This is a genomic window from Streptomyces sp. A 4/2 (assembly GCF_940670765.1).
Lineage (GTDB): Bacteria > Actinomycetota > Actinomycetes > Streptomycetales > Streptomycetaceae > Streptomyces.
The window spans coordinates 121,023-144,267 of the sequence record NZ_CALNVW010000002.1; the positions used below are offsets into that span (position 1 = coordinate 121,023).

The window sequence follows — 23,245 nt, forward strand, 5'->3', positions numbered from 1 at the left end:
GGTGGGGGTGCGGCGCGAGGGCCCGCATCCCCGGCCCGGATCACCCCGACTCCGTTACGTCCAGCACCAGTTGGCGTTCCACCACGGCCCGCGCCACGTCCGTCAGCTTCAGTCTGTTCGAGCGGGCGTGGCCGCGCAGCACCGCGAAGGCCCCGTCCATGTCCAGCCGCAGCTGTTCCGCGAGCACACCCTTGGCCTGCTCGATGACGATCCGGCTGTCCAGCGCCCGGCTCAGCTGCTCGGCCGTCTCGCGCTGTCTTCGCAGTTCGTCGCCCTGCGTCAGGAGCGCGACGGCCAGATCACCCAGCCACTGGGCGGATTCGACCTCAGTTTCCGACAACTGCCGCTCCTTGCTCAGCAGTTGGAGCACGGCGCAGGGACGGGCGGCGGTGCCGCGCAGCGGCAGCAGGGTCACCGCCGTATGGCCGCCCGCCCGTGCCCGCGCGGTGAACTCCGGCCAGCGCCGGGCTTCTTCCCGCAGGTCGAGGTTGGTCAGCGCGCGGTCGTCGCGGAGGCACTCGGAACCCGGCCCGCCCTCCTGGGAACCGGCCGCCCCTGCCCGTATCACGGCGGCACCCGAGAGGTGCAGCAACTCCACGCAGTAATTGCACAGGTGACGCATGAGCTGAGGCGCACGTGCTTCGTCGGCCGCGACGGCCGCAAGGCCGAAGGCGCTGCGCATCCACTGCTGTTCCTGCTCCATGTCGGGCCAGATTACCCAGCCCGCGGCGTCCTGGGTGCCGTACGCCCGGTAAGCACGAATCGGGTACGGAACCGACGCACGGCTCGGGTACGGAACCGACGGCGGCCGTTCCTGGCCACCGCCGGTCCGCCGCCCCGCTACTTGTCGAGCGAGGCCCAGAACTCGTCGAAGGAGAGCTTTCCGTCGCCGTTGGCGTCCTTGGACCTGATGATGGACTGAGCCACGGTCTCGGTCACGTGGAAGTCACCGAGCTGCGCCATGACGCTCTTGTACTCACTCGCCGTGATCCGGCCGTCGCCGTCCACATCGAGACGCCCGAACGCCTTGCGGGCCTCTTCTATGTCCGCCACTGGGTCCACCCCTTCTTGGTACGTGTCTGACGGAAGTCAGATTAACGGGCAGGGTGCGGGGACTCCGCGGAGGTTCGCCCCTGGCGGGCGGGGACCCGGGCCGGTGCAGGATAGGCGTATGAGAACGGACAGCGCGGCGCCCGCGAGGGGCACACTGGCGGAGATCCTGGCAGCTGCGGCGCGGGGAGTCTTCCCGCCGCCGGACGGCTCCACCACGGTGGTCGCCCAGCCGAACACCCGGGACGCCGGAGTACTGGCCTTCACCGCCCACTCGGTCGTCTTCCTGGACGAGGACCCGGAGTGGATACGGGCCACCCTGGCCGCGACGGACTGCGACCCGCTCGCCGCGACGATGAACCCCGGCTTCCTGGCCGCGCTGATGGCCCGTACCGGACGGCGGATGAACACCATCGACCTGCTGACGGCCGCCCCCGCGCTGCCGGGCCCGCCGCCGCTCGCGCTGCGGGAGATCGAGGACCCGGACCATCCGCGGGTCGTGCGGGCGAGGACGTTCCGGGACGGCGTACGGGTATGGGCGGCGGACGGCGGGGTGCTGATCCTCGGACAGGGCGTCGCGGGGCGCCCGGAGGCCGCTGTCGAGGTGGACGAGGCGGCGCGCGGCCGGGGCCTGGGTCCGCTGCTGGCGGTGGCCGCCCGGCACCTGGTCGACGGCGGGACGGTGTGGGCGCAGCAGTCGCCGGGGAACGCCCGCAGCGTGCGGGCGTTCCGGACGGCGGGGTACCGGCCGGTGGGCTCCGAGGCGCTGCTGGTGGCGGACCGGGCCCGGTAGCGCACTCCGGGGACACGGCCTACCGGAAGATCCCCGTGTGCCCGAGCGAGTACCGCCCCGGCTGCGGATACACCGCGAGTCCGTGCGGGCCGCTGCCCACGGGGATGCGGGCGAGCTGCTTCCCGGTGGTGGTGTCGATCGCGTACACCTCGGCGTTGTAACGGCCGGTCAGCCAGAGCACCTTCCCGTCGGCCGAGACCCCGCCCATGTCGGGGCTGCCGCCGCCGGGCAGGACCCACTTCTTGGTGAGCTTCTTCGCCGGGAAGTCGAAGATCGAGATGGTGCCCTCACCGCGGTTGGAGATGTACATCTCCTTGGAGTCGCGGCTGATGTAGAGACCGTGGCAGCCCTTGCCGGTGTGCAGCAGTTTCGGGGTGGTGAATGTGTCCCCGTCGAGCACCCACATGCCGTCGGCCATCATGTCGGCGATGTAGAAGGTCTTGCCGTCGGGCGAGATCTTGACGTCCTGCGGCATCGCGCCGTGGAAGGGCAGCTTCTGCTGGCCGATGACCTTCATCTTCTCGGTGTCGACCTTGAGCAGTTCGCCGGAGAACTCGCAGGAGACGATGAAGTACCGCCCGTCCGCCGAGAAGTCCGTGTGGTTGACGCCTGAGCAGGTGACGGGGAGGGTCTTGGCGATCTTCATGGTGTGCGGGTCGCGGAAGACCAGCTGGTGGTCCATCGAGGCCATGACGATGGCGTACTTGCCGTTGGGCGTGAAGTAGAGGTTGTACGGGTCGTGGACGCTGACCGGCTTGCCCGGCTTGCCCGTTCGCGGGTCGAGCGGGGTCAGGGTGTTGCCGCGGTCGTTGTTGACCCACAGCGTCTTCAGGTCCCAGGAGGGCACGACGTGCTGGGGCTGCACGCCGACCGGGATGGTCCCGGTGACCTTGTACGTCTTCGGGTCGATCACCGTGACCGTGTTGGAGTTGGTGTTCGGCACGTAGACGCGCGACGGGAAGTCCTTGACGACCGGCGACAGCTTGTTCGGGCGGTCCGCCACGTACAGGTCCTTGGGATCGAGGACCGGCGGCATCCCGGGCAGCCCGGTGGGGTCCGCCTTCTTCGCCGCGACGGCCGGCGGAGCCGCGCCCTCGGTGGTGCCCGTGTGCGGCGAACTCTTCTGTGCGGACGAGGCGCAGCCTGCCACCGCGGCGAGGAGGGCGGCGGTGAGGAGCGTGGCGGTGCGTTGCGTGATCATGAAGTCAGCAGCTCCGTGGTCGTCACCGCGTGCAGGCCGCGGCGGGCGAGTGCGTCGAGGACGGCGGGCAGCGCGGCGACCGTGTCCGCGTAGCCGAAGTGCAGGGACACGACCGATCCGTTGCGGACCGCGTCGGTGACGTTGCGGGTGACCGCCGCGGCACCGGGCGAGGTGTAGTCGCGGGAGTCGGTGTCGTACGAGAGGACGTGCGGATATCCGGCCCGCCCGGCGAGCTTCTGGACGAGCGGGGTCGCGTACGGGGTGCGCGAGGGGCGGAACCAGGTGCCTATGGAGCCGGTGAGCCGGCGCAGCCGGTCCGCGCAGCCGGTGATCTCGGCGAGTGCCTCCTCCTCGCCCATCGACGAGATGGAGGTGTGGTGGAGGGTGTGGTTGCCGAGGTCGTGGCCGCCGTCGAGGATCCGGCGGGCCATCTGCGGATACTCGTCCAGCCAGGTGCCGACGGCGAGGACGGTGACCCGTGCGCCGGCCCGTTCCACCTCGGCGAGCACGGCCTTGGCGACGGCCGGTTCGCCTTGGCCGTGGAAGGTGAGCGCAACGCGGGGGCGGTTGCGGGGGCCGTGCACGATCTGCGCCGGCTGCCCGGAGAAGGCGAGGGGGGCCGGGGCGCGGCGGGGCGCCGGGGAGGCTGCGGCACTGGCCGCGCCGGGCGGCGCGGATCCGGGCGGCGCGGATCCGGACGGCTCGGCTGCGGGTGCGCCGTCGGAACAGCCTGCGGCGAGGGCCCCGGCGACGGCCACGCCCGCTCCTGCGCGCAGTGCGCTGCGGCGGTCTATCTCAGTCACTCGACCAGTTAAAGGCGAAACACGGAGAAGATCCTGATTTGTCACCTCAGAGGCGTGACGACCGTACGACCACAAGGAGTAGCAACCCAGTGACTCGGTCCGCCATCCATGCGGCGCTTCCGGTATTTATTCATCGTTTACCAGGTGGGTGACTCAGTTCACCTACGATTCATTCGCGGAATGTCACAGTGTGGGCGATATACCCGATTGGCGACTTTGGCGGCACGGTCTCCCCTCTGTCATAGTCGGAGACACGATCCCCGTTGACCCGGGCCGGATCGCCGTAAGCCGCCGTGGATTCACCCCCCCTGATCCACGGCGCTCCACAGAAGCCCCCGCAGCGCCGTAACCCGGCTGACCGGGGGCTTCTGCAGTTCAGGACGGCTGACGGTCCGCGACCCGCATCTCGAACCAGGTGGTCTTGCCGCGCGGCAGCAGATCGACGCCCCAGCGGTCGGAGATCTTGTCGACGAGGAAGAGGCCGCGTCCGCTGATGTCCATGGCCTGCACCGGCATCAGACAGGGCAGCCCGCGGGACGGATCGCGGACCTCGATCCGGAGCCAGCCCCGGCGGCGCAGCATCCGCAGCCCGAAGGCGCGGGCGCCCGTGTGGCGCACCGCGTTGCCGACGAGCTCCGACACGAGTAACACCGCGTACTCCGCGGTCTGCGGGGAGAGTCCCCACTGGCGCAGCACCACGCACTGGGTGAGCCGGCGCGCGGTGGCCGCGGACTCGGGGCGGGACGGCAGCCGGACTTCACCCTCCGTGGGATTTCCGAACAACTCCAGCGCTTTCAGGGCCTGTTCGTCCTCGGCCGCAGGCGACCAGCGAACAGCCGTCGCCTCTGCGCGCTGTCGCGGCTGCTCCACACCCTCCAGGCCCGCCATGTCCTCCATCATGGCGGGCCCACGGAGCTTCCGGGGCCGTTCCCGGGGAATCCACAACCAGGAATCCGAGGGGGTGACCCGTCGGATTGGCATATGTCAACGGCATGAAAAGTGTCTCCATACCCCTGTTGACCTGCGAAGACACTCACCTGATGAACGAAAGTCAAGGACGGCGGGGACCGGCGTCAGAGGCCGCCCGCCGTCCCCGTCAATCCACCCAACCGGTGACCTCTCAGCGGAACTTGGCCTTGCCGGGGCCCTCGTCGACGAAGCTGCGCATGCCGATTTCGCGGTCCTCGGTCGCGAACAGACCGGCGAACCAGGTGCGTTCGATGGCGAGACCGGTGTCGATGTCGGTCTCCAGGCCCGCGTCGACGGCCTCCTTGGCGGCGCGCAGTGCGATGGCCGGCCCCTGGGCGAGCCGCGCCGCCCAGGCGTACGCCTGCTCGTACACCTCGGCCGCCGGGACGACCCGGTCGACGAGCCCCAGGGCGAGAGCCTCCGGAGCCTTCACCTGACGGCCGGTGAAGATCAGGTCCTTGGCCTTGGACGGGCCGATCAGCCGGGACAGCCGCTGGGTACCGCCCGCGCCGGGGATCAGCCCGAGCAGGATCTCGGGCTGGCCGAGCTTGGCGTTCTCCCCGGCCACCCGGAAGTCGGCGCAGAGCGCGAGTTCGCAGCCGCCGCCGAGCGCGTAGCCGGTGACCGCGGCGACGACCGGCTTGGGGATGCGGGCCACGGCGGTGAAGGAGTCCTGGAGCGCCCGGGAGCGTACGACCATCGCCGCGTGGTCCATGCCCTGCATCTCTTTGATGTCCGCGCCGGCCGCGAACACCTTCTCGCCGCCGTAGAGCACCACGGCGCGTACGTCGTCGCGCCGGGACGCCTCTTCGGCGAGTTCCCGCAGCCGGTCCTGGATCGCGACGTCCAGGGCGTTCATGGGCGGGCGGTCCAGCCGGATGGTGCCGACGCCTTCGGAGACTTCGAGGGTGACTGTCATGGCAGCAGGTTAGCGCTGGTTAACGGGGTACGGCCCTGGTGCACTTGGTCACAGTGCACCAGGGCCGTACCCCGCAAGCTGCGGCACATTCCGAGCCGGGGTTACTTCTTCCAGTCCGCCCAGGAGAGGTTCCAGCCGTTCAGGCCGTTGTCGGGCTGGATCGTCTTGTCGTGCGAGTTCTTGACGATCAGGACATCGCCGACGATCGACTGGTTGTAGTACCAGGCGGCCGGGGTCTCCTTGCTCCAGCCCCCGCGCACATCGTGCAGGCCGACGCAGCCGTGGCTCGTGTTGGCCGCGCCGAAGATGCTGTTCGCCGCCCAGTAGTTGCCGTGCACGAAGGTGCCCGAGTCGGAGAGGCGCATGGCGTGCGGGACGTCCTTGATGTCGTACTCACCGCCGAAGCCGACCGTGGCACCGTTCATCCGGGTCACCGCGTACTTCTCGCTGATGACCATCTGACCGTTGTACGTGGTGGTCGCCGGGGCGCCCGCGCTGATCGGGATGTTCCTGATCTGCTTGCCGTCCTTGACGACCTTCATGGTGTGCTTCGCGGCGTCCACGGTGGAGACCATGGAGCGTCCGATGGTGAACCGCACGGTCTTGGTCTGCTTGCCGTACACCCCGGGCCGGCCCTCGACCCCGTCGAGCGTCAGCTTCACGGTCACCTTGGTCCCGGCCGCCCAGTACTTCTCGGGGCGGATGTCGAGACGGTCGTTGCCGAACCAGTGGCCCGCGACCGGTACGGCGGGGTCCGCCGTCACCTTGATCGCGTTCGCCACGTCGTCGGGGTGGGTGATGCCACGGGTGAAGTGGATCGAGACCGGCATACCGACGCCGACCGTCGCACCGTCCTCCGGCGTGTACTGGCCGATGAAGGTGTTCTCCGGGACGAGCGTGGTGAACGAGGTGTCCTTCGCGGACTCCCGCCCCTTGGCGTCCTTGGCGACCGCGTGCACCTTGAACCGGGTCGCGGCGGGCAGGTGCTGGAGCGGCTCCCAACTGGCGCCGCCCGCAGCGATGGTGCCCCCGACCTCGTGGCCCTTGGTGTCCTTCACGACGACGGAGGTCAGCTTGCCGTTGTCCGCCGTGACCTTCAGCGCGCCGCTGGTGGCCACGGAGTCCGCGCCGTCCTTCGGTGCGACCGTCACGACGGCCTGGGAGGCGGCGGTGTCGTCGGCAGCCTTGCCGGACCCCAGTTTCGCCTTCCCCTCGCTGCCGCTGTCCGAGCCGCCACCGCAGGCCGTGACCAGCAGCAGCATCGCCCCCAGCAACAGGGCCAGCAGGCCGGGCCCGCCACGCCGCCCACGGCGCGACGGCCGTCTCCCGGTCGATCTGCCGGATATCGGTAGCCCGTTCAAGATGGTGGTCTCCCCTCGCGCACGGCCCGGCCCCGCCGAAGCACGTACCCCCACGCGCTGGTTCCGCGCGTCCGCTAAAGAATAATCACATCCCTGGCGCACGGGGCTCCCCCGTAATGTCACCGTTCCGTCCCAACCGGGCGGCGGCGGTGCAGGTCATACGGGTGGCGGGGCAGAAGCGTCAGCCGAGCGCGGACCCGGCCTTCCACCGGGTCCAGTTGAGGTTCCAGCCGCTGAGTCCGTTGTCCGGGGCGACCTGGCCGTCGTGCGAGTTGACCACCTCGATCACGTCGCCGATGAGCGACCCGTCGAAGAACTGCCCCGCCGGGGAGCGTGCGCTGCCACCGCGTGCGTCCCGCAGGCCGACGCAGCCGTGGCTGGTGTTGACCGCCCCGAACGTGCGGGCCGGGGCCCAGTAGTTGCCGTGCACGAAGGTGCCCGAGTCGGAGAGGCGCATGGCGTGCGGGACGTCCGGGATGTCGTACTCACCGCCGAAGCCGACCGTCCGCCCGTTCATCCGGGTCACGGCGAACTTCTCCATGACGACCATCCTGCCGTTGTACGTCGGGTGGGCGTCGGCGCCCGCGCTGACCGGCAGGGTGGTGACCGGCGCCCCGTCGCGGTGCACGGTGAGGGTGTGCGCCGCCGCGTCCACCACGGACGTCTGGGAGCGGCCCACCGTGAAGCCCACGGTCTTCTGCTGGAACCCGTACACCCCGGGCGCCGCCCGCACCCCGCGCAGCCGCAGCCCGACGGAGACCTGGGTGCCGGGCTTCCAGTACGTGCTCGGGCGGAAGTCGAGGCGGCTGTTGCCGAACCAGTGGCCCGCGACCGGCACCGCGGGCAGGGCGGTGACGTCGATCGCCTGCTCGATCGCCCGGCGGTCCTCGACGGGGCGGCTGAAGCGGAACGACACGATCATTCCGGTGCCGACGGTGGCCCGGTTCTCCGGGGTGAACCAGCCGATGAACCGGTGCTTGGGCACGGCCGTGGTGAAGGTGGTGTGGCGGGCCAGCCGGTGCCCCTGCCCGTCCGAGGCGGTCGCGTCGACCTTGTACGTGGCGGCGGGACCCAGCGGACCGTCCGGTCTCCAGCTCAGCCCGTCGCCCGAAACGCTCCCCGGTACGGCCTCCTCCCGCCCGTCCGCGATCCGCACGACCTTGACCGCTTCGATCCTGCTGCCGCTCGCGACCCGCACCTCGACCTTCTCACCGGCCCCGACGCCCTTCGCCCCGTCGTCGGGCACCACCCGGATCGCCTGTTCGGACGACCCCGCTTTGCCACTGGTTCCGTCGCCCCCGGCGCCGCATCCGGCCAGCCCGGCCATCAGTCCCGCCCATGTCAGCACGGCCATGATGCCCGCACCTGTCCGCTTTGTCAGTTCTCTCACGCCCCGCTCAACGACCACCCCCCTGCGGGGGAAACGTGACATCGACGGTTGTTGCGGGCAGAACAACGAGGAGGACCACGCGAGGGAAGCAACGGCCGGGACGCCGTGCGCCCTCGTGGCGCCGGTCCTGATGAGCCGCGGGAGGCCGACAGGTGTCGAGCGCAGCCGAGCAGGAGACCGTACGGGAAGCCGTGCCGGGAGCGGTGCCCGAGCGGGAGAGCCCTCACCTGCCGAACGGGCACGGGAGCGAGCAGCACAGCGAGCAGGAGGAGGACGCCGCACCACCGCTGACCGTGTGGCCGGGGGCGCCCATGCCGCTGGGGGCGCGCTACCGGGTGGGACCGGACGGGGTCGCGGGCACCAACTTCGCCCTCTGGGCGGGCGGCGCCGAGGCCGTGGAGCTGTGCCTCTTCGACGGGGAGGGCCACGAGGCCCGCTGCGAACTGACCGAGCTGACCCATGAGATCTGGCACGGCTTCCTGCCCGGGGTGCGCCCCGGTCAGCGGTACGGCTACCGCGTCCACGGGCGCTGGGACCCCTGGACGGGCGCCCGCTGGAACGCCTCGAAGCTGCTCCTCGATCCGTACGCGCGCGCCGTGGACGGGGACTTCACGCTGCCGCCCGAGGTGTACGGGCACGTACGCGACTGGCCGCAGCAGGAGATCGCGGACACCGTGCGCGACGAGCGGGACTCGGCGCCGTACGTACCGAAGGGTGTCGTCGTCCACGACGACACCCCCGGCGACGAGTGGGCGGACGACCTCCGGCCCAAGACGCCGTGGGCGGACACCGTGATCTACGAGCTCCATGTGCGCGGCTTCACCCGGCGCCATCCGGGGATCCCGGAGGAGCTGAGGGGCACCTACGCGGGGCTGGCGCATCCCGCGGCGATCGGGCATCTCGTACGGCTGGGCGTGACGGCGGTCGAGCTGCTGCCGGTGCACCAGTTCGCCCACGAGGACCATCTGCTGCGGCGCGGGTTGAAGAACTACTGGGGGTACAACTCCATCGGCTACTTCGCCCCGCACGCCGGCTATGCCGCGTCCGGGACCGGGGGCCAGCAGGTCGGGGAGTTCAAGCGGATGGTGCAGGCGCTGCACGCGGCCGGGATCGAGGTCATCCTGGACGTCGTCTACAACCACACGGCGGAGGCCGGTGAGCTGGGCCCGACGCTGTCGCTGCGCGGTGTCGACAACCGCGGCTACTACCGGCTGCAGGGCGATCCCCGCAGGTACGCGGATTACACGGGCTGCGGCAACACCCTGCACGTGGTGCAGCCGCACGTACTGCGGCTGATCACCGACTCGCTCCGCTACTGGGTCACCGAGATGGGCGTCGACGGGTTCCGCTTCGACCTGGCCGCCGCGCTGGCCCGGTCGTTCCACGACGTCGACATGCTCTCCCCCTTTCTCGCGGTCATCGCCCAGGACCCGGTGCTGCGGCGGGTGAAGCTGATCGCCGAGCCGTGGGACGTGGGCAACGGCGGCTACCAGGTCGGCTCCTTCCCGCCGCTGTGGACGGAGTGGAACGACCGCTACCGGGACGCCGTGCGGGACTTCTGGCGGGGTGCGCTGCCGGACGTACGCGATCTGGGGTACCGGCTCTCCGGTTCGAGCGACCTGTACGCCTGGGGCGGGCGCCGCCCGCAGGCCTCCGTCAACTTCATCACCGCGCACGACGGGCTGACCCTGCGCGACCTGGTCAGTTACGGGCACAAGCACAACGAGGACAACGGCGAGGACAACCGGGACGGCACCGACGACAACCGGTCGTGGAACTGCGGGGCCGAGGGCGAGACGGACGACCCGGACGTCAACGCGCTGCGCCGGCGCCAGCTGCGCTCCCTGCTGACGACGCTGCTGGTGTCGACCGGGGTGCCGATGCTGGTCGCGGGCGACGAGATGGGGCGGACCCAGGGCGGCAACAACAACGCGTACTGCCAGGACAACGAGGTGAGCTGGATCGACTGGTCGCTCCTGGACGAGCCGGGGCCGCGGATGCTGCTCGGTCTCACCTCCCGGCTGCTCGCGCTGCGCCACGCCCACCCGGTGCTGCGCCGCCGCGCCTTCTTCTCCGGGCGGGCACAGGCGACCGACGGGCTGCGGGATCTGGCGTGGTTCACCCCGCACGGCAGCGAGATGACGGAGCAGGACTGGTACGCACCGGCCGCCACGCTCGGTGTCTACCTCTCGGGACGCGACATCCCCGGCCGGGACGCCCGGGGCGCGGCGGTGACCGACGACAGCTTCCTGACGGTGCTCCACTCGGGGGCGCGGCCGGTGAGCTTCCTGCTTCCCGGGGCGCCGTGGGCGGACGGGTACGAACTGCTCGTCGACACCTCACGGGAGGACCAGGGCGCGGCGCCGGGCACCCTGCACCGGGGCGGCACGGCGGTCACCGTGCCCGCGCGGTCGGTGCTGCTGCTGAAGGTGCGGATGTGACGCGGAGCTCAGCCGAGGATCTTGCGGTCGTACGCCACCGCGACCGCGGCTGCCCGGTCCTTCACTTCCAACTTGCCGTAGATGTGGGTGAGATGGGTCTTGACCGTGGCCTCGCTGATGAACAGCTCACGGGCGATCTCCCGGTTGGACGTACCCCTGGCCACCAGCACCAGGACCTCGCGCTCACGGGCGCTCAGCGCGTCGCGGCCCGGCGGGACGGGGGCGCGGACCCGGGAGACCAGCCGGGAGGCGACCGCCGGGGAGAGGACCGTGCGGCCGTCGGCCGCCGCCCGTACCGCGGTGAAGAGTTCGTCGCGCGGGGCGTCCTTGAGCAGGTAGCCGGTGGCGCCCGCCTCGATGGCCGGGAGGGTGTCGGAGTCCGTGTCGTACGTGGTCAGCACCAGCACCTTGGCGCGGCTCCCCCGGCGGGTCAGCTCGGCGATGGCGTCCACACCGTTGCCGCCGGGCATCCGCAGGTCCATCAGGACCACGTCCGGGTCGAGGAGTCCGGCCAGTTCGACCCCGGCGACACCGTCGGCCGCCTCCCCGAGGACCTCGAAGCCGGGGGTGCCGGTGAACATGCCGCGCAGGCCGTCCCGGACGACGGGGTGGTCGTCGACTATCAGCAGGGTGATGACGTCAGATCTCATCGCGGACCAAAGGTACGCGAGCGGAGACCGCGGTCCCGTGTCCCGGTTCGGACTCGACCGTCACCGTGCCCGCGATCCGCTCGGCGCGGGCGCACATCCCGCCGAGTCCGAAGCCCCCGCCGGTGGAGCGCGGCGGAAGGGCGAGCGGGTCGAAGCCCCGGCCGTCGTCGCGTACGTCCAGCGCCATCTCGTCGTCCATGTACGAGAGGGTCACCCCGACCCGGGCGGCCCCGGAATGCCGTGCGGTGTTGGTGAGCGCCTCCTGGGCGATGCGGAGCAGGGTGGCCTCGACCTCGTCGTGCAGCGGCTCGACGGTGCCGGTGACGGTGAACTCGGCCCGTACGCCCGTCGACCGGGACCACTCCCCGACCAGCTTCTCCAGTGCTTCGGGCAGCGAGTCGTCGGCCAGCGCGACCGGGCTGAGGTTCTGCACGGAGCGACGGGCCTCGCCCAGGCTGTGGCGGGCCAGTTGCTGGGCGCGGGCCAGGTGTTCCCGGGCGGTCTCCGGGGTGCCGCCGGTCATGGTGACCACCTGGAGCTGGGTGATGATGCCCGTCAGCCCCTGCGCCAGGGTGTCGTGGATCTCGGCGGCGAGCCGGCGCCGCTCGTCGGCGACGCCCGCTTCCCGTGCCTGGACGAGGAGTTGGGCGTGCAGGGCGGTGTTCTCGTCGAGGGCCTGCTGGAGCCGGATGTTGGTCCGCTCCAGTTCACCGATGGTGACGACCTGGGCCCGCGCCAGCTCCTCCTCCCGGGAGGCGACGCGGCCGAAGACGGTGAGCAGGGTGAGGTTGATCCCGAGTACCACCCCGAAGATGACCCAGCCGACGGAACCGCGGGGCGGCAGCCCACCGGACTGGGATCCGGCGATCGTGACGGCGGAGGCGAACAGACCGGCCCGCAGCAGTCTGCGGGGCAGCACGCGCTCCGCGCCGATGTAGCCGGTGGACGCGTAGAAGGCGAAGAAGGGGTTGATCCAGGTGAGCACGAAGGCGATCGCCCAGCGCAGGAAGTAGTAGAGGGCGCCGAGCGTCCCGGGGCCCTGGCGGCTGGGCAGGGCCCGTCCCCACCAGAGCTGGAGGAGGACAGCGGCGACGATCAGGGTTCCGGCGACGTACAGCTCGCCGGTGGTCGTCCCCAGCGCGCCGATGGTCGCCGAGCCGACCACGGTGGAGAACGCGAGGAGACCGTACGGGCCCCAGCGCTGCAACGTCGCCCAGCGCTGCTCGACCAGCGAGGAGGCTGCCGCCGCCCGGACGGCTGCCTCCCTGACGCGCGCACGGTCCGGGTGAGCGGATACGGCCGGGGCGGTGGAGCCGGTCGGATCGGCCGGGATGACGGTCATCCGACCAGTCTGCCCGGTCCGGTCCGGCTCGGTGCCCGCTCGTGCGGCCATCCCCGTTCCCCTTCCCGCTCTCGTTCCCGCTCTCGTTCCTGCTCTCCTTCCCGCTCCTTTTCCCGCTGCCGCGTCCGCTCCTGTGGTCACTCCCAGCGGAACCAGCGGTTGGCCCCGGCCGACAGCAGGACGGCCCACAGGGCGAGCACACCCAGGTGGGTCCAGCCGGGCCAGTTGCCCGTGGCCGCCTGGCTGAGCGCCTGGGAGGCGGCGCCGAAGGGGGTGAGTTCGACGATGTGGGCGAGGGTGTCCGGCATGGTCTGGACCGGCAGCCAGACGCCCGCGCAGAACATCATCGGGAAGAAGACCGCCGAGCCGATCGCGTTGGCGGCCTTGGAGTTGCGCGACAGCGCGGAGACCAGCGCGCCCAGCGCCAGCGCGGTGAGGATCGCGAGCAGCAGCGCGAGAACGTATCCGAAGGCCTGGCGCGGCAGCGGCACGTCGAAGGCGATCCGGCCGACCGCGAGCGACAGCAGGGTGGAGATCAGCCCGGCAGCACCGTGCAGTCCCATCTGGGCCGCGAGCAGCGCGTGGGGGCGGACCGGGGTGGTGGACATCCGGCGCAGGATGCCGCGCTCCCGGTAGCCGGTGATCACCGGGGGCATGGCCTGGAGGCCGGCCAGGATCATGGCGAGCAGCACGGTGACGGGGACGTACGCGTCGACCAGCCGTCCGCCGCCGAGCGCGTCGGTGGGTTCCCGGAACGAGGGGATGGAGCCGAGGATCACCAGCAGCAGTGTGGGAAACACCATGACCCAGAACAGGGTGGCGGGCTCCCGGCGGAAGAGCCGGGCCTCGGTCCGCAGCACGGTGGCGGAGGCCCCGGCCCGCCGGGTCACCGTCGCGGGCGGGTTCGCGGTCGTGGTGCTCATGCTGCGGCCTCCGTGAGGTCGAGGAACGCGTCGTCCAGCGTGGCGTCGGTGACGCGGAGTTGGTGGGCGGTGATGCGGTTCCTGGCGAGCAGGGTGATGACGGCGTTGACGGTCTCGTCGGTACCGTCGATGACGAGCCCGCCGTCCCGCTCCTGCACGGCCGTGGCGCCGGGCAGACCTTCCAGTTCCCGTACGTCGAGCGGGGACGACGGGGTGAAGGTCATGACCGTCGAGCTGGACGAGCGGCGGATCAGCCCGGCCGGGGTGTCGAGAGCGACGACCCGGCCCTTGTCGATCACGGCGATCCGGTCGCAGAGGCGCTGGGCCTCCTCCATGAAGTGGGTGACGAGCAGAACGGTCACCCCGCTGTCGCGTACGTCCTCGATCAGCTTCCAGGTGTCCCGGCGGGCGCGCGGGTCGAGTCCGGTCGTCAGCTCGTCGAGCACGACCACCCGGGGGTTGCCGATCAGGGCGAGTGCGATGGACAGCCGCTGCTTCTGACCGCCGGAGAGCTTGGCGAAACGGTCGTCGAGCTTGGCTTCGAGGCCGAGGCGCTCGGCGAGCGGGCGCCAGTCGGCGGGGTGCGCGTAGAAGGAGGAGTAGAGCTCCAGTGCCTCACGCACGGTGATCTTCGGCTGGAGTTCGCTCTCCTGGAGCTGGGCGCCGAGGATCTTCGTCACCCGGTCGTGGTCGGCGACCGGATCGAATCCGGCCACCCGGACGGCGCCCGCGTCGGGCACCCTCAGCCCCACGACGCACTCCACCGTCGTGGTCTTGCCCGCGCCGTTCGGTCCCAGGATCCCGAAGATCTCCCCCACCTCGACGGCGAAGGACACCCCGTCCACGGCGGGTTGGGCGCCGTAGGCCTTCCGCAGTCCGTTCACTTCGATGATTGCCATGTTCAGAGGTTCGCCGGAACCGGCGTCCCGCGGCATCCGCCATCACGCTCGAACCGGCATCAGCCGATCGGTTGATACCGGCCTACGACCCGTGGCGGCCTTCCGCGTGAGCGGCCGGGAACGCCGCGAAACTCGGTGGGCACTGTCAGTGGCGAACCGTAGTCTCGCCACTGATGTCCGAACCACATGCAACGCCCCGTCCCCAGTCCGGCGTACGGTCACTCCTGCGGCTCCGGCCGTACGTACGGCCGGTGCGAAGACAGCTGGCCGGGGCGGCGTGCATCGCGATCGTCGCCTCGTGCCTGGGGCTGGTGTTCCCGCTCGTACTGAAGTGGATCGTCGACGGGCCGGTCGCCGGCCGGGACGCCCGCGGGGTCTGGCTCGGCGCTCTGATGCTGTTCGGGCTCGGAGTCGCGGAGGCCGTACTCTTCGGCGTCCGGCGCTGGCTGGTCGCCCGGCCGCTCGCCTCGGTCGAGGCGTCGATGCGGGCCGATCTCTACCGTCATCTGCAGCGGCTCCCGGTGGCCTTCCACGACCGGTGGCCGTCCGGGCAGTTGCTCTCGCGCGGCACGACGGATCTGATGATGGTGCGGATGTTCCTCTCCTTTCCGCTGACGTTCCTGGTGGTCAACGGGGTGACGATCGTGGTCGGGTTCGTCATTCTGCTGGTGCAGCAGTGGACGCTGGGACTGGTGCTGCTGGCCCCGGCGATCCCGCTGATGATCATGTGCAAGGTCTTCGAGACGAAGTACGCGCTGGTCGCCCGGGTCTCCCAGGACCAGGTCGGCGATCTGACGACGGTCGTCGAGGAGAGCGTGCTGGGCATCCGCATCATCAAGGGCTTCGGCAGGCACCGCAGCCAGGCCCTGGCCTTCCGTGAGCTGTCCCAGCGGCTGCGTGCCACGGAACTGGTCAAGGCACGTCTGCTGGCGGCCATCTGGACGCTCATCACCGCGATCCCCGAACTGGCCATCGGAGCCGCCCTGGTGGTCGGAACGGTCCAGGTCGCCGACGGCGGCCTGTCGGCGGGCACCCTGGTCGCGTTCCTCTCCACGGCGCTCGCGCTGCGCTGGCCGGTGGAGTCGATCGGCTTCCTGCTGGCGATCAGCCAGGACGCGGCAACGGCCACCCAGCGCTACTTCGAGGTGCTCGACGTGGCCGAGGAGACGGATGTGGCCGAGGAGGCAGGCCGGGCCGAGGAGGTGGACCGGGTCGAGGAGGTGGACCGGGCGACGTACGCCCCGGACGGCCGTGCCGCCGCCACGGCCGGGGGCGACGGGAGCGGACTGCGCTTCCACGGCGTCGAGTTCCGGTACCCCGACGCAGCCCCGGACGCCCCGCCCGTCCTGGAGCGGATCGATCTGCACATCCGGTCCGGGGAGACCCTGGCCGTCGTCGGCTCCACCGGCTCGGGCAAGACCACGCTCACCTCGCTCGTACCGAGGCTGCACGAGATCACCGGGGGCCGCATCACCCTCGACGGCCGGGACATCACCGCCATGCCGCGGGAGCGGCTGCGGGAGCTGGTCTCGGTGGCCTTCGAGGAGCCGACACTCTTCTCCGCGAGCGTCGGTGAGAACGTCCGGATGGGCCACGCGGAGGCGGACGAGGACGCGCTGCTGCACGCCCTGGACACCGCTCGGGCCGACTTCGTGCACGACCTGCCGCACGGCCCGCGCACCCAGGTCGGCGAGCAGGGCCTGAGCCTCTCCGGCGGGCAGCGCCAACGGCTCGCCCTGGCACGGGCGGTCGTCGGGCAGCCGCGCTTCCTGGTGCTGGACGATCCGCTGTCCGCGCTGGACGTGCACACCGAGGCGCTCGTCGAGGCGGCCCTGCGCCGGGTGCTCGCGGAGACGACGGCGCTCGTCATCGCGCACCGGCCGTCCACCGTGATGCTCGCCGACCGGGTCGCGCTGCTGTCCGAAGGGCGGATCGCGGCCGTCGGCACCCACCACGAACTCCTGCGCAGCAACGCCGAGTACGCCTGGCTGATGTCGGGCGCCGAAGGGGACGAGACCCGATGACCACCAACGTCGACGGCCGACGGGCCGCGGAGCCCGGCGCTGATCCGGACGCGGACGCGGGAACGGCGCCGGGCGCGCCGGAATCACCGGGAGCCGGCGCCGCGCCGCAGAAGGCCGGTGACGACCCGTACGACAAGGACGCGCTGCCCACCCCGCCCGGCGCGACCGGGGCCCTACTGCGCTCGCTCCTCGCACCGCACCGGACGCTCGCGGTGGTCTCCGCGCTGCTGATGCTCGTCCAACAGGCCGCGATCCAGGCGGGCCCGCTGCTCGTCGCGTACGCCATCGACCACGCGGTCCCCGCCTTCCGCGACCACGACCACGGCCCGCTGATCGCCGTCGGTGTCGGCTACCTCGGCTGCGCGCTGCTCTCCGGGGCCCTGCAGTACGCCTTCGTGCTGACGTCCGCGCACGTCAACCAGGGCGCTCTCCTCGATCTCCGCGGGCGGATCTTCCGGCACGCCCAGGCGCTGAGCGTCGACTTCCACGAGCGCTACACCTCGGGGCGTCTGATCGCCCGCTCCACCACCGATGTCGAGTCGCTGCGCGAACTGCTCAGCGACGGCCTCCAGGAGCTCATCGGGGTGGTCCTCTCGGTGGTCTACATCTGCGTGATGCTGCTCTTCCTGGACTGGCAGCTCGGCGCGGTCGCGGTGCTCTCCTTCGTACCGCTGTATCTACTGATCCGTCTCTACCGGCGCCGGGTCTCGGTGGTCTTCGCTCAGCGCTCGACCGCGGTGGCCGCCGTCATCGTGAAGTTCGCGGAGACCATGAACGGCATCCGCCCGGTGCAGGCGTTCCGCCGCGAGCGGGCCAACGACGCGGAGTTCGACGAGCTCAACCGGCGCCACGAGCGGGTCAACGGCGATGCGCTGCTGGAGATGGCCCGCTATGTGGCCGGCTCCCGGCTGATCGCCAACACCGCCGTGGCGGGCATCGTCCTGTGGGGCGCCTACCGGGTCACCGAAGGGGGACTCGCCCTCGGTGTGCTGGCCGCGTCCGTGCTGTACCTGCGCAGGCTGTACGACCCGATCGACCGGCTCGGCATGTTCCTCAACTCCTACCAGTCGGCGGCGGCCTCACTGGAGAAGATCGCGGGCCTGCTGGCCCAGGAGCCGACCGTCCCCGCGCCCCGGACCTCCCGGCCGCTGCCCGCGCTCACCTCCGGACACCCGGGCCGCGAGGTCGTCTTCGACGGCGTCCGCTTCGCCTACCGCACCGGCGGCGAGGTACTGCCCCGCTTCGACCTCACCATCCCGGCGGGCCAGACGGTCGCGGTCGTCGGCTCGACGGGCGCGGGCAAGTCGACGCTCGCCAAACTCCTGGCCCGTTTCTACGATCCGACCGACGGCCGGGTCCGCCTGGACGGGGTCGATCTCGCCGATCTGGACGTGCCCGAACTGCGGCGCGGCGTCGTCATGGTGACGCAGGAGGCGTTCCTCTTCTCCGGCACGATCGCCGAGAACATCGCCATCGGCAGCCCCGGGGCGACGCCCGAGGACATCGAACGGGCCGCGAAGGCCATCGGCGCGCACGACTTCATCGCCTCGCTGCCGGAGGGGTACGACACGGACGTACGCAAGCGTGGCGGCCGGATCTCCGCGGGCCAGCGCCAGTTGGTGTCCTTCGCCCGCGCGTTGCTCGCCGACCCCGCGGTGCTGATCCTCGACGAGGCGACGAGTTCGCTCGACATCCCGGGCGAACGGGCGGTGCAGCGCGCGATGGACACGGTGCTGCGCGGCCGTACGGCGGTGGTCATCGCCCACCGGCTCTCCACCGTGGAGATCGCGGACCGGGTCCTGGTGATGGAGAACGGCAGGATCGTCGAGGACGGGACCCCGGACGAACTCATCGCGGGGACGGGGCGGTTCGCGGGTCTGCACCGGGCGTGGCGGGAGAGCCTGGTGGGGTGAGCGCGGTTGTAGGTTCCGCGATTCGGTGCGCACTGGACCCGTGAAATGCGCACTGAATGCGCAATCCCAAGGAGCTGTGCGCACTGACTCCGCACGGTAACCAACGGCTGAAGGGGTTGGACTATCCGTTGTGTGCTTCGAGCTCGGTCGCCAGCGTCTGTTGGGTGGCCGCCCACGACGCCAGGAGCGCCAAATTGTCAGCGGTCGGTGTGCCCGCGGGTGCGGTGTAGACGTTGAGGCGCAGGCCGGGTTCGGCGGGCAGTTCCAGGGACTCGACGTCCAAATCGAGCCGGCCCACGATCGGATGGCGCACACGCTTGCGGCCGGACCGGTGCAGCCGCACGTCCTGGGATGCCCACCGCTGCCGAAATAGCTCACTGCACGTTGACAGTTCGCCGACCAGGGCGATCAGCTCCTCGTCGTGCGGATTGCGGCCGGCTTCCATGCGTAGCTTCGCGGCCACGTCACCGGCAATTTGGTCGTGGTCGACAAAGAAATCTCCGGCCGCCTCGGGGCTCAGATAGACGAACCGCGCTGTGTTCGCGGGCCGTCGCGGGTCGGCCAGCACCGGTGAATACAGCGCGCGAGCGAGTTGGTTCATGGCGAGCACGTCATAACGGCCGTTACCGATCCAGGCCGGCGCATCGGAGATCGCGCCGAGCACCTGCTGCAGGGTCGAGCGCACCGTCACGGCAGGCCTACGCCGGCGTGGGCCACCGGGCGCCCTGGATTGGCGCGCGAGGTGGAACAGGTGGTCGCGCTCGGCCTCGTCGAGTTGCAAGGCAGAGGCCAACGCGTCGAGCACGCCATCGGAGGCACCGGCGAGGCTGCCGCGCTCCATGCGCACGTAGTAGTCGACGGATACCCCCGCCAGTAGCGCTACCTCCTCGCGGCGCAGACCTTTGACCCGACGGTTGCCGCCGTAAGCGGGCAGGCCCGCCTGCTCCGGTGCGATGCGGGCGCGACGCGAGCTGAGAAACTCCCGTATCTCGGTGCGTGGATCCATCGTGGCCATCCCCTCACCGTAAGCCCGTCCCGCAGCCTAAGGGGTACCCGATGCGGTCGTCGCGATGCCGCCGTCCACCGGGATGATGGTGCCCGTGAGGTAGGACCCGGCCCGGCTGGCGAGAAACACGGCGATACCCGCCATGTCGTCGTCGCGGCCGAGCCGGCGCAGAGGGGCCGCCGCCGCGATCGTGTCGCCGATGGCATCGAGCGTGGACGCCATCATCCGCGACGGGAACACTCCCGGTGCTACCGCGTTCACCGTGACGTGCTGTGGGCCCAGCTCTCTGGCCAGCACTCTGGTGAGTTGATGGAGTGCCGCTTTGCTGCTGGCGTACGAGTAGTTGGGCGACTGGGCGACGTGGATGGCGGCGATACTGCCGATGTTGATGATCCGCGCGGGATCATCGGCGGTGCCTGCCCTGCGAAGTGCGGGGAGCAGCGCCTGCACCAGCCAGAACGGCGACTTGAGGTTGAGGTCGATCACTGTGTCCCAGGCCTCGTCCGGGAACGTCGCCAGCGGCTCGCGCCACATCGCTCCCGCGTTGTTGACAAGGATGTCCAGGCGTTCCGAGTCGGCCTTGACAAGATCAGCGAGGCGCTGGCACTCGTCGTGCCTGGACAGGTCGGCGGGGACTGCTTGAACGTCGCCGAATTCGGACAGTAGACGCTGTGCCTCCGCGCACGCGTCTGCCTTGCGTGAGCTGATGACGACGCGGGCGCCCGCCTGGAGAAGGCCGCGCGCCACCATCATCCCAATTCCCCTGGTGCCGCCAGTGACGAGGGCGTACTTCCCACTCAGATCGAAAAGTTCTGTGTGAGTGGTGAATTGGTTGTCCGCCATTGGTCTCCGTCCCTTCTGCCGTGGAAGAATGCGCCGACACGGTCGCGCATTCGGGGCAGCTGAATTGAACTGATGGGGTAAAGCCGCAGTGCGCGTCCATGGAGCGTTGTCGGCGCTTTCGACTCAACCAGGTTGACAGGCGTTCGGGACGGCTGGGAGACCCTGGTGATACAGGTACTGGGAGAGCCCCCCTTGCCTGGTGCGCTGACTCACCCCGGATCCACCGGCTTGATTCCCGGTTGATCGTTTCGGGGTCGTGCAGGCCGTGTTGGGGCTGAGTTGCGGATTCGGGCATGGGATGGCCGCCGGTCCACCCAGCTCTTCCTTAACTCAGTTTCGCCGCAGGGAAGTCGCCGGTGCCGACCGCCACTGGTCATATGCGCCCAGGGGGTTTTCGTCTTGAACGAGACGGACGGACCGAGCGCCGCTGTCTCGGCGCGGCGTTTCGGAGTCGATCTCGACAGGTAGGCAGGCTACGGCCCGCGAGAAGTCGTCACTGACTGTGACAGGCGGCCTGCCCAGCTGGGCGCCTACTGCGCATGGAGGACCGGCACCCGCAGTGCTCACTTCGCGCGGAATCCGGTATCTCCGCTGGAGTCAGCGCGCACGAGAAGGTGGAACCTACAGCGGTGGGGTGAGCGCGGCCTCAGGTGTCGCCCGGCGCCCGGCAGGTCAGGTCCTCGGCCGGGAGGCTGCCGGTGGTCAGATAGGCCGTGGCGCTCCGGTCCGCGCAGGAGTCGGCCAGGCCGTAGACGCCGTGCCCCTCCCCTCCGGCGACAGTGACCATCCGGGAGCCGTGCAGGGCCCGGTGCAGGCCCCGGGCGCCGGGCAGGGGAGTCTGGGGGTCCCACTCGTTCTGCAGGATCAGTGCGCTGACGTCGTTGTTCACCGTCGTCCCCGGCTCGCTGCCCTGTTTCCAGAAGGCGCACGGCTTGATGGTGGAGGCGATGTCGCCGTACAGCGGGTACCGGGCCTTGTCGCGGATCGCGTCGCGGCGGTACTGCTCGGGGTCGCTCGGCCACGAGGTGCGGGTGTCGGCGCAGACGACGGCCCAGGCGATCGCGGCGTCGTTGTCCGGGGGGACGGTACGGCCGAACGCTGCCGGGGCGGGGCCCGACGCCTGCTCGGGTGTACCGGGCGGTGCGGCCGGCTGCTCGCCCCCGGCCGCCTTCTTCAGCTCGGCGACCCGTTCGGCGGCGGCCCGGACGTGGAAGAAGACGGGGCGCAGTTCGGAGCGGATGCCGTCCCCGGTGAGGAGCGTCCCGCCGGAGTCGACCGGCTCGCGGTCGGCCCGGCCGATCAGGTCCCAGAAGCTCTCGCGGACCTGGGCGGGGGTGTCACCCAGGTGGTACGTGGTGTGCCGCTGGGCGGTCCACTCGGTCCATCGCGTGAAGGCCGCCTCGGCCCCCTTCGCCATCTCCTGGAACGTGGCCCGCCAGATCTGTGCGGGATCGGCCGGGCTGTCCAGCACGAACCGGTCGGTCCGCCGGGGGAACATCTGCGCGTAGACGGCTCCGAGGTAGGTGCCGTACGAGTAGCCCAGGTAGGAGATCTTCTTCTCCCCCAGCACGGCGCGGACGACGTCCATGTCGCGGGCGGTGTTGCGGGTGGTGAGGTGCGGCAGCTCGTCACCCGCCGCGGCCCGGCACTTGTCGGCCACCGTACGGGCCCACGCCACGTCCTTCGTGAACGTACCGGCCTTGTACGGGCGTTCGTCGTTCTCCTCGTCAGCGGTCAGTCCGCAGCCGAGGGGAGAACTCTGCCCGACACCTCTCGGGTCGAACCCGATGAGGTCGTACTGCCTCTTCACCGCCCCGGGGAGGTTCAGCTCCGGTGCGACGGGCAGGTCCAGGCCCGGCCCGCCGGGGCCGCCGGGGTTGAGCAGCAGAACACCGCGGCGTTCCTTCGCGCTGCTCGCCTTCAGCCGGGATATCGCGATGTCGATCTGTTTGCCGCCGGGATCGCCGTAGTCCAGCGGCACCTTGACGGTCGCGCACCGAAACGTGGTGGGGCTCTGCGCGTCGCAGCGCTGCCACCGGAGTTTCTGCTGTGTGTACGGGCGCGGCGAGGCCGTGGCCACGGATGCCCGGGGTGCGGCGAAGGCCGTCGCGGGCGTCAGTGCGGAAACGAGAGTCACCGCGGCTCCGGCGGCCAGAAGAGATGCCGTTCGTCTGTTGCGCGTCATCGTGTTCGTCCTTGCCGGGCAGAGGTGGCCGGTCGGCCCTTCCGCCCTCGGGTGCGTGCGGGGGGGGCGGATCCACCGCTCAGGGGCGGCGGATCCGCGGTGCTGCCGGGCACCGGTCAGTGCCCGCCGAGCTGCTGGTGGACGCAGTGCGTGTACTGCCGGAAACTGTCGGGCCGGTAGCACTCCTGGGTGTGGTCGGCGTACCAGGCGACGGAGACGGCGACCAGGACGGACACCACGATGGCGATCGACGACGTCACCAGACCGGTGACGGCCATGCCACGCCCGACGCCGGTCCGCTTCGTCGTCCTCAGGGCGGCGGCGCCCAGGATCAGGCCGATGACGCCGAGCGGGCCGCCGATCAACACGATCGAGGTGGCCAGACCGGTGACGCCCAGCACCATCGCGGTCACGGTCAGGCCGTTCCGGCCGGCCTCGGGCGGTGTGGCGTGGCCGGTGCCCCGGGGGTGGGGCAGCGTCCTCGTCCCTTGTGTGTTCATCAACCGTCCTCCGGTCAACTGGTCGGGGCACGA

Annotated in this window: 20 protein-coding genes; 4 read left to right on the top strand and 16 right to left on the bottom strand. The window is 70.6% G+C overall.

Annotation, left to right across the window (positions count from 1 at the left end; translation table 11 throughout):
• Positions 1-40 precede the first annotated feature (40 nt).
• On the bottom strand, positions 41-703 hold the full coding sequence (locus tag NBY69_RS01295) for an ANTAR domain-containing response regulator (RefSeq protein ID WP_250297708.1): 663 nt from the start codon (positions 701-703) through the stop codon (positions 41-43).
• A gap of 137 nt (positions 704-840) precedes the next feature.
• Complete coding sequence (locus tag NBY69_RS01300) at positions 841-1,053, bottom strand: EF-hand domain-containing protein (RefSeq protein ID WP_250297709.1); 213 nt, start codon at positions 1,051-1,053, stop codon at positions 841-843.
• A gap of 118 nt (positions 1,054-1,171) precedes the next feature.
• Here NBY69_RS01300 and NBY69_RS01305 point away from each other — a divergent pair, with 118 nt between their 5' ends.
• Complete coding sequence (locus NBY69_RS01305; protein WP_250297710.1) at positions 1,172-1,843, top strand: GNAT family N-acetyltransferase; 672 nt, start codon at positions 1,172-1,174, stop codon at positions 1,841-1,843.
• Positions 1,844-1,862: 19 nt separating this feature from the next.
• Here the strand turns inward: NBY69_RS01305 and NBY69_RS01310 are convergent, their stop codons facing one another.
• From NBY69_RS01310 to NBY69_RS01335, 6 genes are all read right to left on the bottom strand, one after another.
• Positions 1,863-3,044 carry a YncE family protein gene (locus NBY69_RS01310; protein ID WP_250297711.1) on the bottom strand — a complete coding sequence of 394 codons (1,182 nt, stop codon included), beginning with the start codon at positions 3,042-3,044 and terminating at the stop codon, positions 1,863-1,865.
• Positions 3,041-3,847, bottom strand: a complete 807-nt coding sequence (locus NBY69_RS01315; RefSeq protein ID WP_250297712.1) for a polysaccharide deacetylase family protein — start codon at positions 3,845-3,847, stop codon at positions 3,041-3,043. Before NBY69_RS01315 ends, NBY69_RS01310 begins: the two co-directional genes overlap by 4 nt.
• 375 nt (positions 3,848-4,222) lie before the next feature.
• On the bottom strand, positions 4,223-4,747 hold the full coding sequence (locus tag NBY69_RS01320) for an ATP-binding protein (protein WP_250298007.1): 525 nt from the start codon (positions 4,745-4,747) through the stop codon (positions 4,223-4,225).
• A 220-nt stretch (positions 4,748-4,967) separates the two neighbouring features.
• Positions 4,968-5,735, bottom strand: a complete 768-nt coding sequence (locus NBY69_RS01325; RefSeq protein WP_250297713.1) for an enoyl-CoA hydratase/isomerase family protein — start codon at positions 5,733-5,735, stop codon at positions 4,968-4,970.
• A gap of 101 nt (positions 5,736-5,836) precedes the next feature.
• Positions 5,837-7,096, bottom strand: coding sequence for an Ig-like domain-containing protein (locus NBY69_RS01330; RefSeq protein WP_250297714.1), 1,260 nt, complete (start codon positions 7,094-7,096; stop codon positions 5,837-5,839).
• A gap of 181 nt (positions 7,097-7,277) precedes the next feature.
• Positions 7,278-8,450, bottom strand: coding sequence for an Ig-like domain-containing protein (locus NBY69_RS01335; protein ID WP_250297715.1), 1,173 nt, complete (start codon positions 8,448-8,450; stop codon positions 7,278-7,280).
• Between the two features lie 188 nt (positions 8,451-8,638).
• Between NBY69_RS01335 and glgX the strand changes: the two genes are divergently transcribed.
• Positions 8,639-10,927, top strand: coding sequence for a glycogen debranching protein GlgX (glgX, locus tag NBY69_RS01340; RefSeq protein ID WP_250297716.1), 2,289 nt, complete (start codon positions 8,639-8,641; stop codon positions 10,925-10,927).
• A gap of 8 nt (positions 10,928-10,935) precedes the next feature.
• On the opposite strand, the gene NBY69_RS01345 is transcribed toward glgX, so the two are convergent.
• The 4 genes from NBY69_RS01345 to NBY69_RS01360 form a co-directional block, all read right to left on the bottom strand.
• Positions 10,936-11,577: a response regulator transcription factor gene (locus NBY69_RS01345; protein WP_250297717.1), complete on the bottom strand. Its 642-nt coding sequence runs from the start codon at positions 11,575-11,577 to the stop codon at positions 10,936-10,938.
• A complete protein-coding gene (locus tag NBY69_RS01350; protein WP_250297718.1) occupies positions 11,567-12,919 on the bottom strand; it encodes a sensor histidine kinase in 1,353 nt (450 codons plus the stop codon). The genes NBY69_RS01345 and NBY69_RS01350 overlap by 11 nt, the downstream gene beginning before the upstream one ends.
• 137 nt (positions 12,920-13,056) lie before the next feature.
• Entirely contained in the window at positions 13,057-13,842 is a 786-nt protein-coding gene (locus tag NBY69_RS01355) for an ABC transporter permease (protein WP_250297719.1), read from the bottom strand.
• Positions 13,839-14,741, bottom strand: a complete 903-nt coding sequence (locus NBY69_RS01360; RefSeq protein ID WP_250297720.1) for an ABC transporter ATP-binding protein — start codon at positions 14,739-14,741, stop codon at positions 13,839-13,841. The genes NBY69_RS01355 and NBY69_RS01360 overlap by 4 nt, the downstream gene beginning before the upstream one ends.
• A gap of 173 nt (positions 14,742-14,914) precedes the next feature.
• Between NBY69_RS01360 and NBY69_RS01365 the strand changes: the two genes are divergently transcribed.
• Positions 14,915-16,765 (top strand): ABC transporter ATP-binding protein, encoded by a 1,851-nt coding sequence (locus tag NBY69_RS01365; protein WP_250297721.1) that lies wholly within the window; start codon positions 14,915-14,917, stop codon positions 16,763-16,765.
• Positions 16,762-18,678, top strand: a complete 1,917-nt coding sequence (locus NBY69_RS01370; RefSeq protein WP_250297722.1) for an ABC transporter ATP-binding protein — start codon at positions 16,762-16,764, stop codon at positions 18,676-18,678. The genes NBY69_RS01365 and NBY69_RS01370 overlap by 4 nt, the downstream gene beginning before the upstream one ends.
• A 121-nt stretch (positions 18,679-18,799) precedes the next feature.
• Here the strand turns inward: NBY69_RS01370 and NBY69_RS01375 are convergent, their stop codons facing one another.
• From NBY69_RS01375 to NBY69_RS01390, 4 genes are all read right to left on the bottom strand, one after another.
• On the bottom strand, positions 18,800-19,684 hold the full coding sequence (locus NBY69_RS01375; protein WP_250298008.1) for a helix-turn-helix transcriptional regulator: 885 nt from the start codon (positions 19,682-19,684) through the stop codon (positions 18,800-18,802).
• 36 nt (positions 19,685-19,720) lie between these two features.
• Positions 19,721-20,527 (bottom strand): SDR family oxidoreductase, encoded by an 807-nt coding sequence (locus NBY69_RS01380; protein WP_250297723.1) that lies wholly within the window; start codon positions 20,525-20,527, stop codon positions 19,721-19,723.
• 646 nt (positions 20,528-21,173) lie between these two features.
• Positions 21,174-22,712: an alpha/beta hydrolase gene (locus NBY69_RS01385; protein WP_250297724.1), complete on the bottom strand. Its 1,539-nt coding sequence runs from the start codon at positions 22,710-22,712 to the stop codon at positions 21,174-21,176.
• A gap of 116 nt (positions 22,713-22,828) precedes the next feature.
• Positions 22,829-23,212 carry a DUF4190 domain-containing protein gene (locus NBY69_RS01390; protein WP_250297725.1) on the bottom strand — a complete coding sequence of 128 codons (384 nt, stop codon included), beginning with the start codon at positions 23,210-23,212 and terminating at the stop codon, positions 22,829-22,831.
• Positions 23,213-23,245 lie beyond the last annotated feature (33 nt).

Bases quoted from the DNA above. Each gene is read 5' to 3' on its own strand.
- NBY69_RS01295 (WP_250297708.1), bottom strand. From the start codon at position 703: ATGGAGCAGGAACAGCAGTGGATGCGCAGCGCCTTCGGCCTTGCGGCC.
- NBY69_RS01305 (WP_250297710.1), top strand. From the start codon at position 1,172: ATGAGAACGGACAGCGCGGCGCCCGCGAGGGGCACACTGGCGGAGATC.
- NBY69_RS01310 (WP_250297711.1), bottom strand. From the start codon at position 3,044: ATGATCACGCAACGCACCGCCACGCTCCTCACCGCCGCCCTCCTCGCC.
- NBY69_RS01320 (WP_250298007.1), bottom strand. From the start codon at position 4,747: ATGATGGAGGACATGGCGGGCCTGGAGGGTGTGGAGCAGCCGCGACAG.
- NBY69_RS01325 (WP_250297713.1), bottom strand. From the start codon at position 5,735: ATGACAGTCACCCTCGAAGTCTCCGAAGGCGTCGGCACCATCCGGCTG.
- NBY69_RS01335 (WP_250297715.1), bottom strand. From the start codon at position 8,450: ATGGCCGTGCTGACATGGGCGGGACTGATGGCCGGGCTGGCCGGATGC.
- NBY69_RS01345 (WP_250297717.1), bottom strand. From the start codon at position 11,577: ATGAGATCTGACGTCATCACCCTGCTGATAGTCGACGACCACCCCGTC.
- NBY69_RS01350 (WP_250297718.1), bottom strand. From the start codon at position 12,919: ATGACCGTCATCCCGGCCGATCCGACCGGCTCCACCGCCCCGGCCGTA.
- NBY69_RS01355 (WP_250297719.1), bottom strand. From the start codon at position 13,842: ATGAGCACCACGACCGCGAACCCGCCCGCGACGGTGACCCGGCGGGCC.
- NBY69_RS01360 (WP_250297720.1), bottom strand. From the start codon at position 14,741: ATGGCAATCATCGAAGTGAACGGACTGCGGAAGGCCTACGGCGCCCAA.
- NBY69_RS01365 (WP_250297721.1), top strand. From the start codon at position 14,915: ATGTCCGAACCACATGCAACGCCCCGTCCCCAGTCCGGCGTACGGTCA.
- NBY69_RS01370 (WP_250297722.1), top strand. From the start codon at position 16,762: ATGACCACCAACGTCGACGGCCGACGGGCCGCGGAGCCCGGCGCTGAT.
- NBY69_RS01375 (WP_250298008.1), bottom strand. From the start codon at position 19,684: ATGGATCCACGCACCGAGATACGGGAGTTTCTCAGCTCGCGTCGCGCC.
- NBY69_RS01380 (WP_250297723.1), bottom strand. From the start codon at position 20,527: ATGGCGGACAACCAATTCACCACTCACACAGAACTTTTCGATCTGAGT.
- NBY69_RS01385 (WP_250297724.1), bottom strand. From the start codon at position 22,712: ATGACGCGCAACAGACGAACGGCATCTCTTCTGGCCGCCGGAGCCGCG.
- NBY69_RS01390 (WP_250297725.1), bottom strand. From the start codon at position 23,212: ATGAACACACAAGGGACGAGGACGCTGCCCCACCCCCGGGGCACCGGC.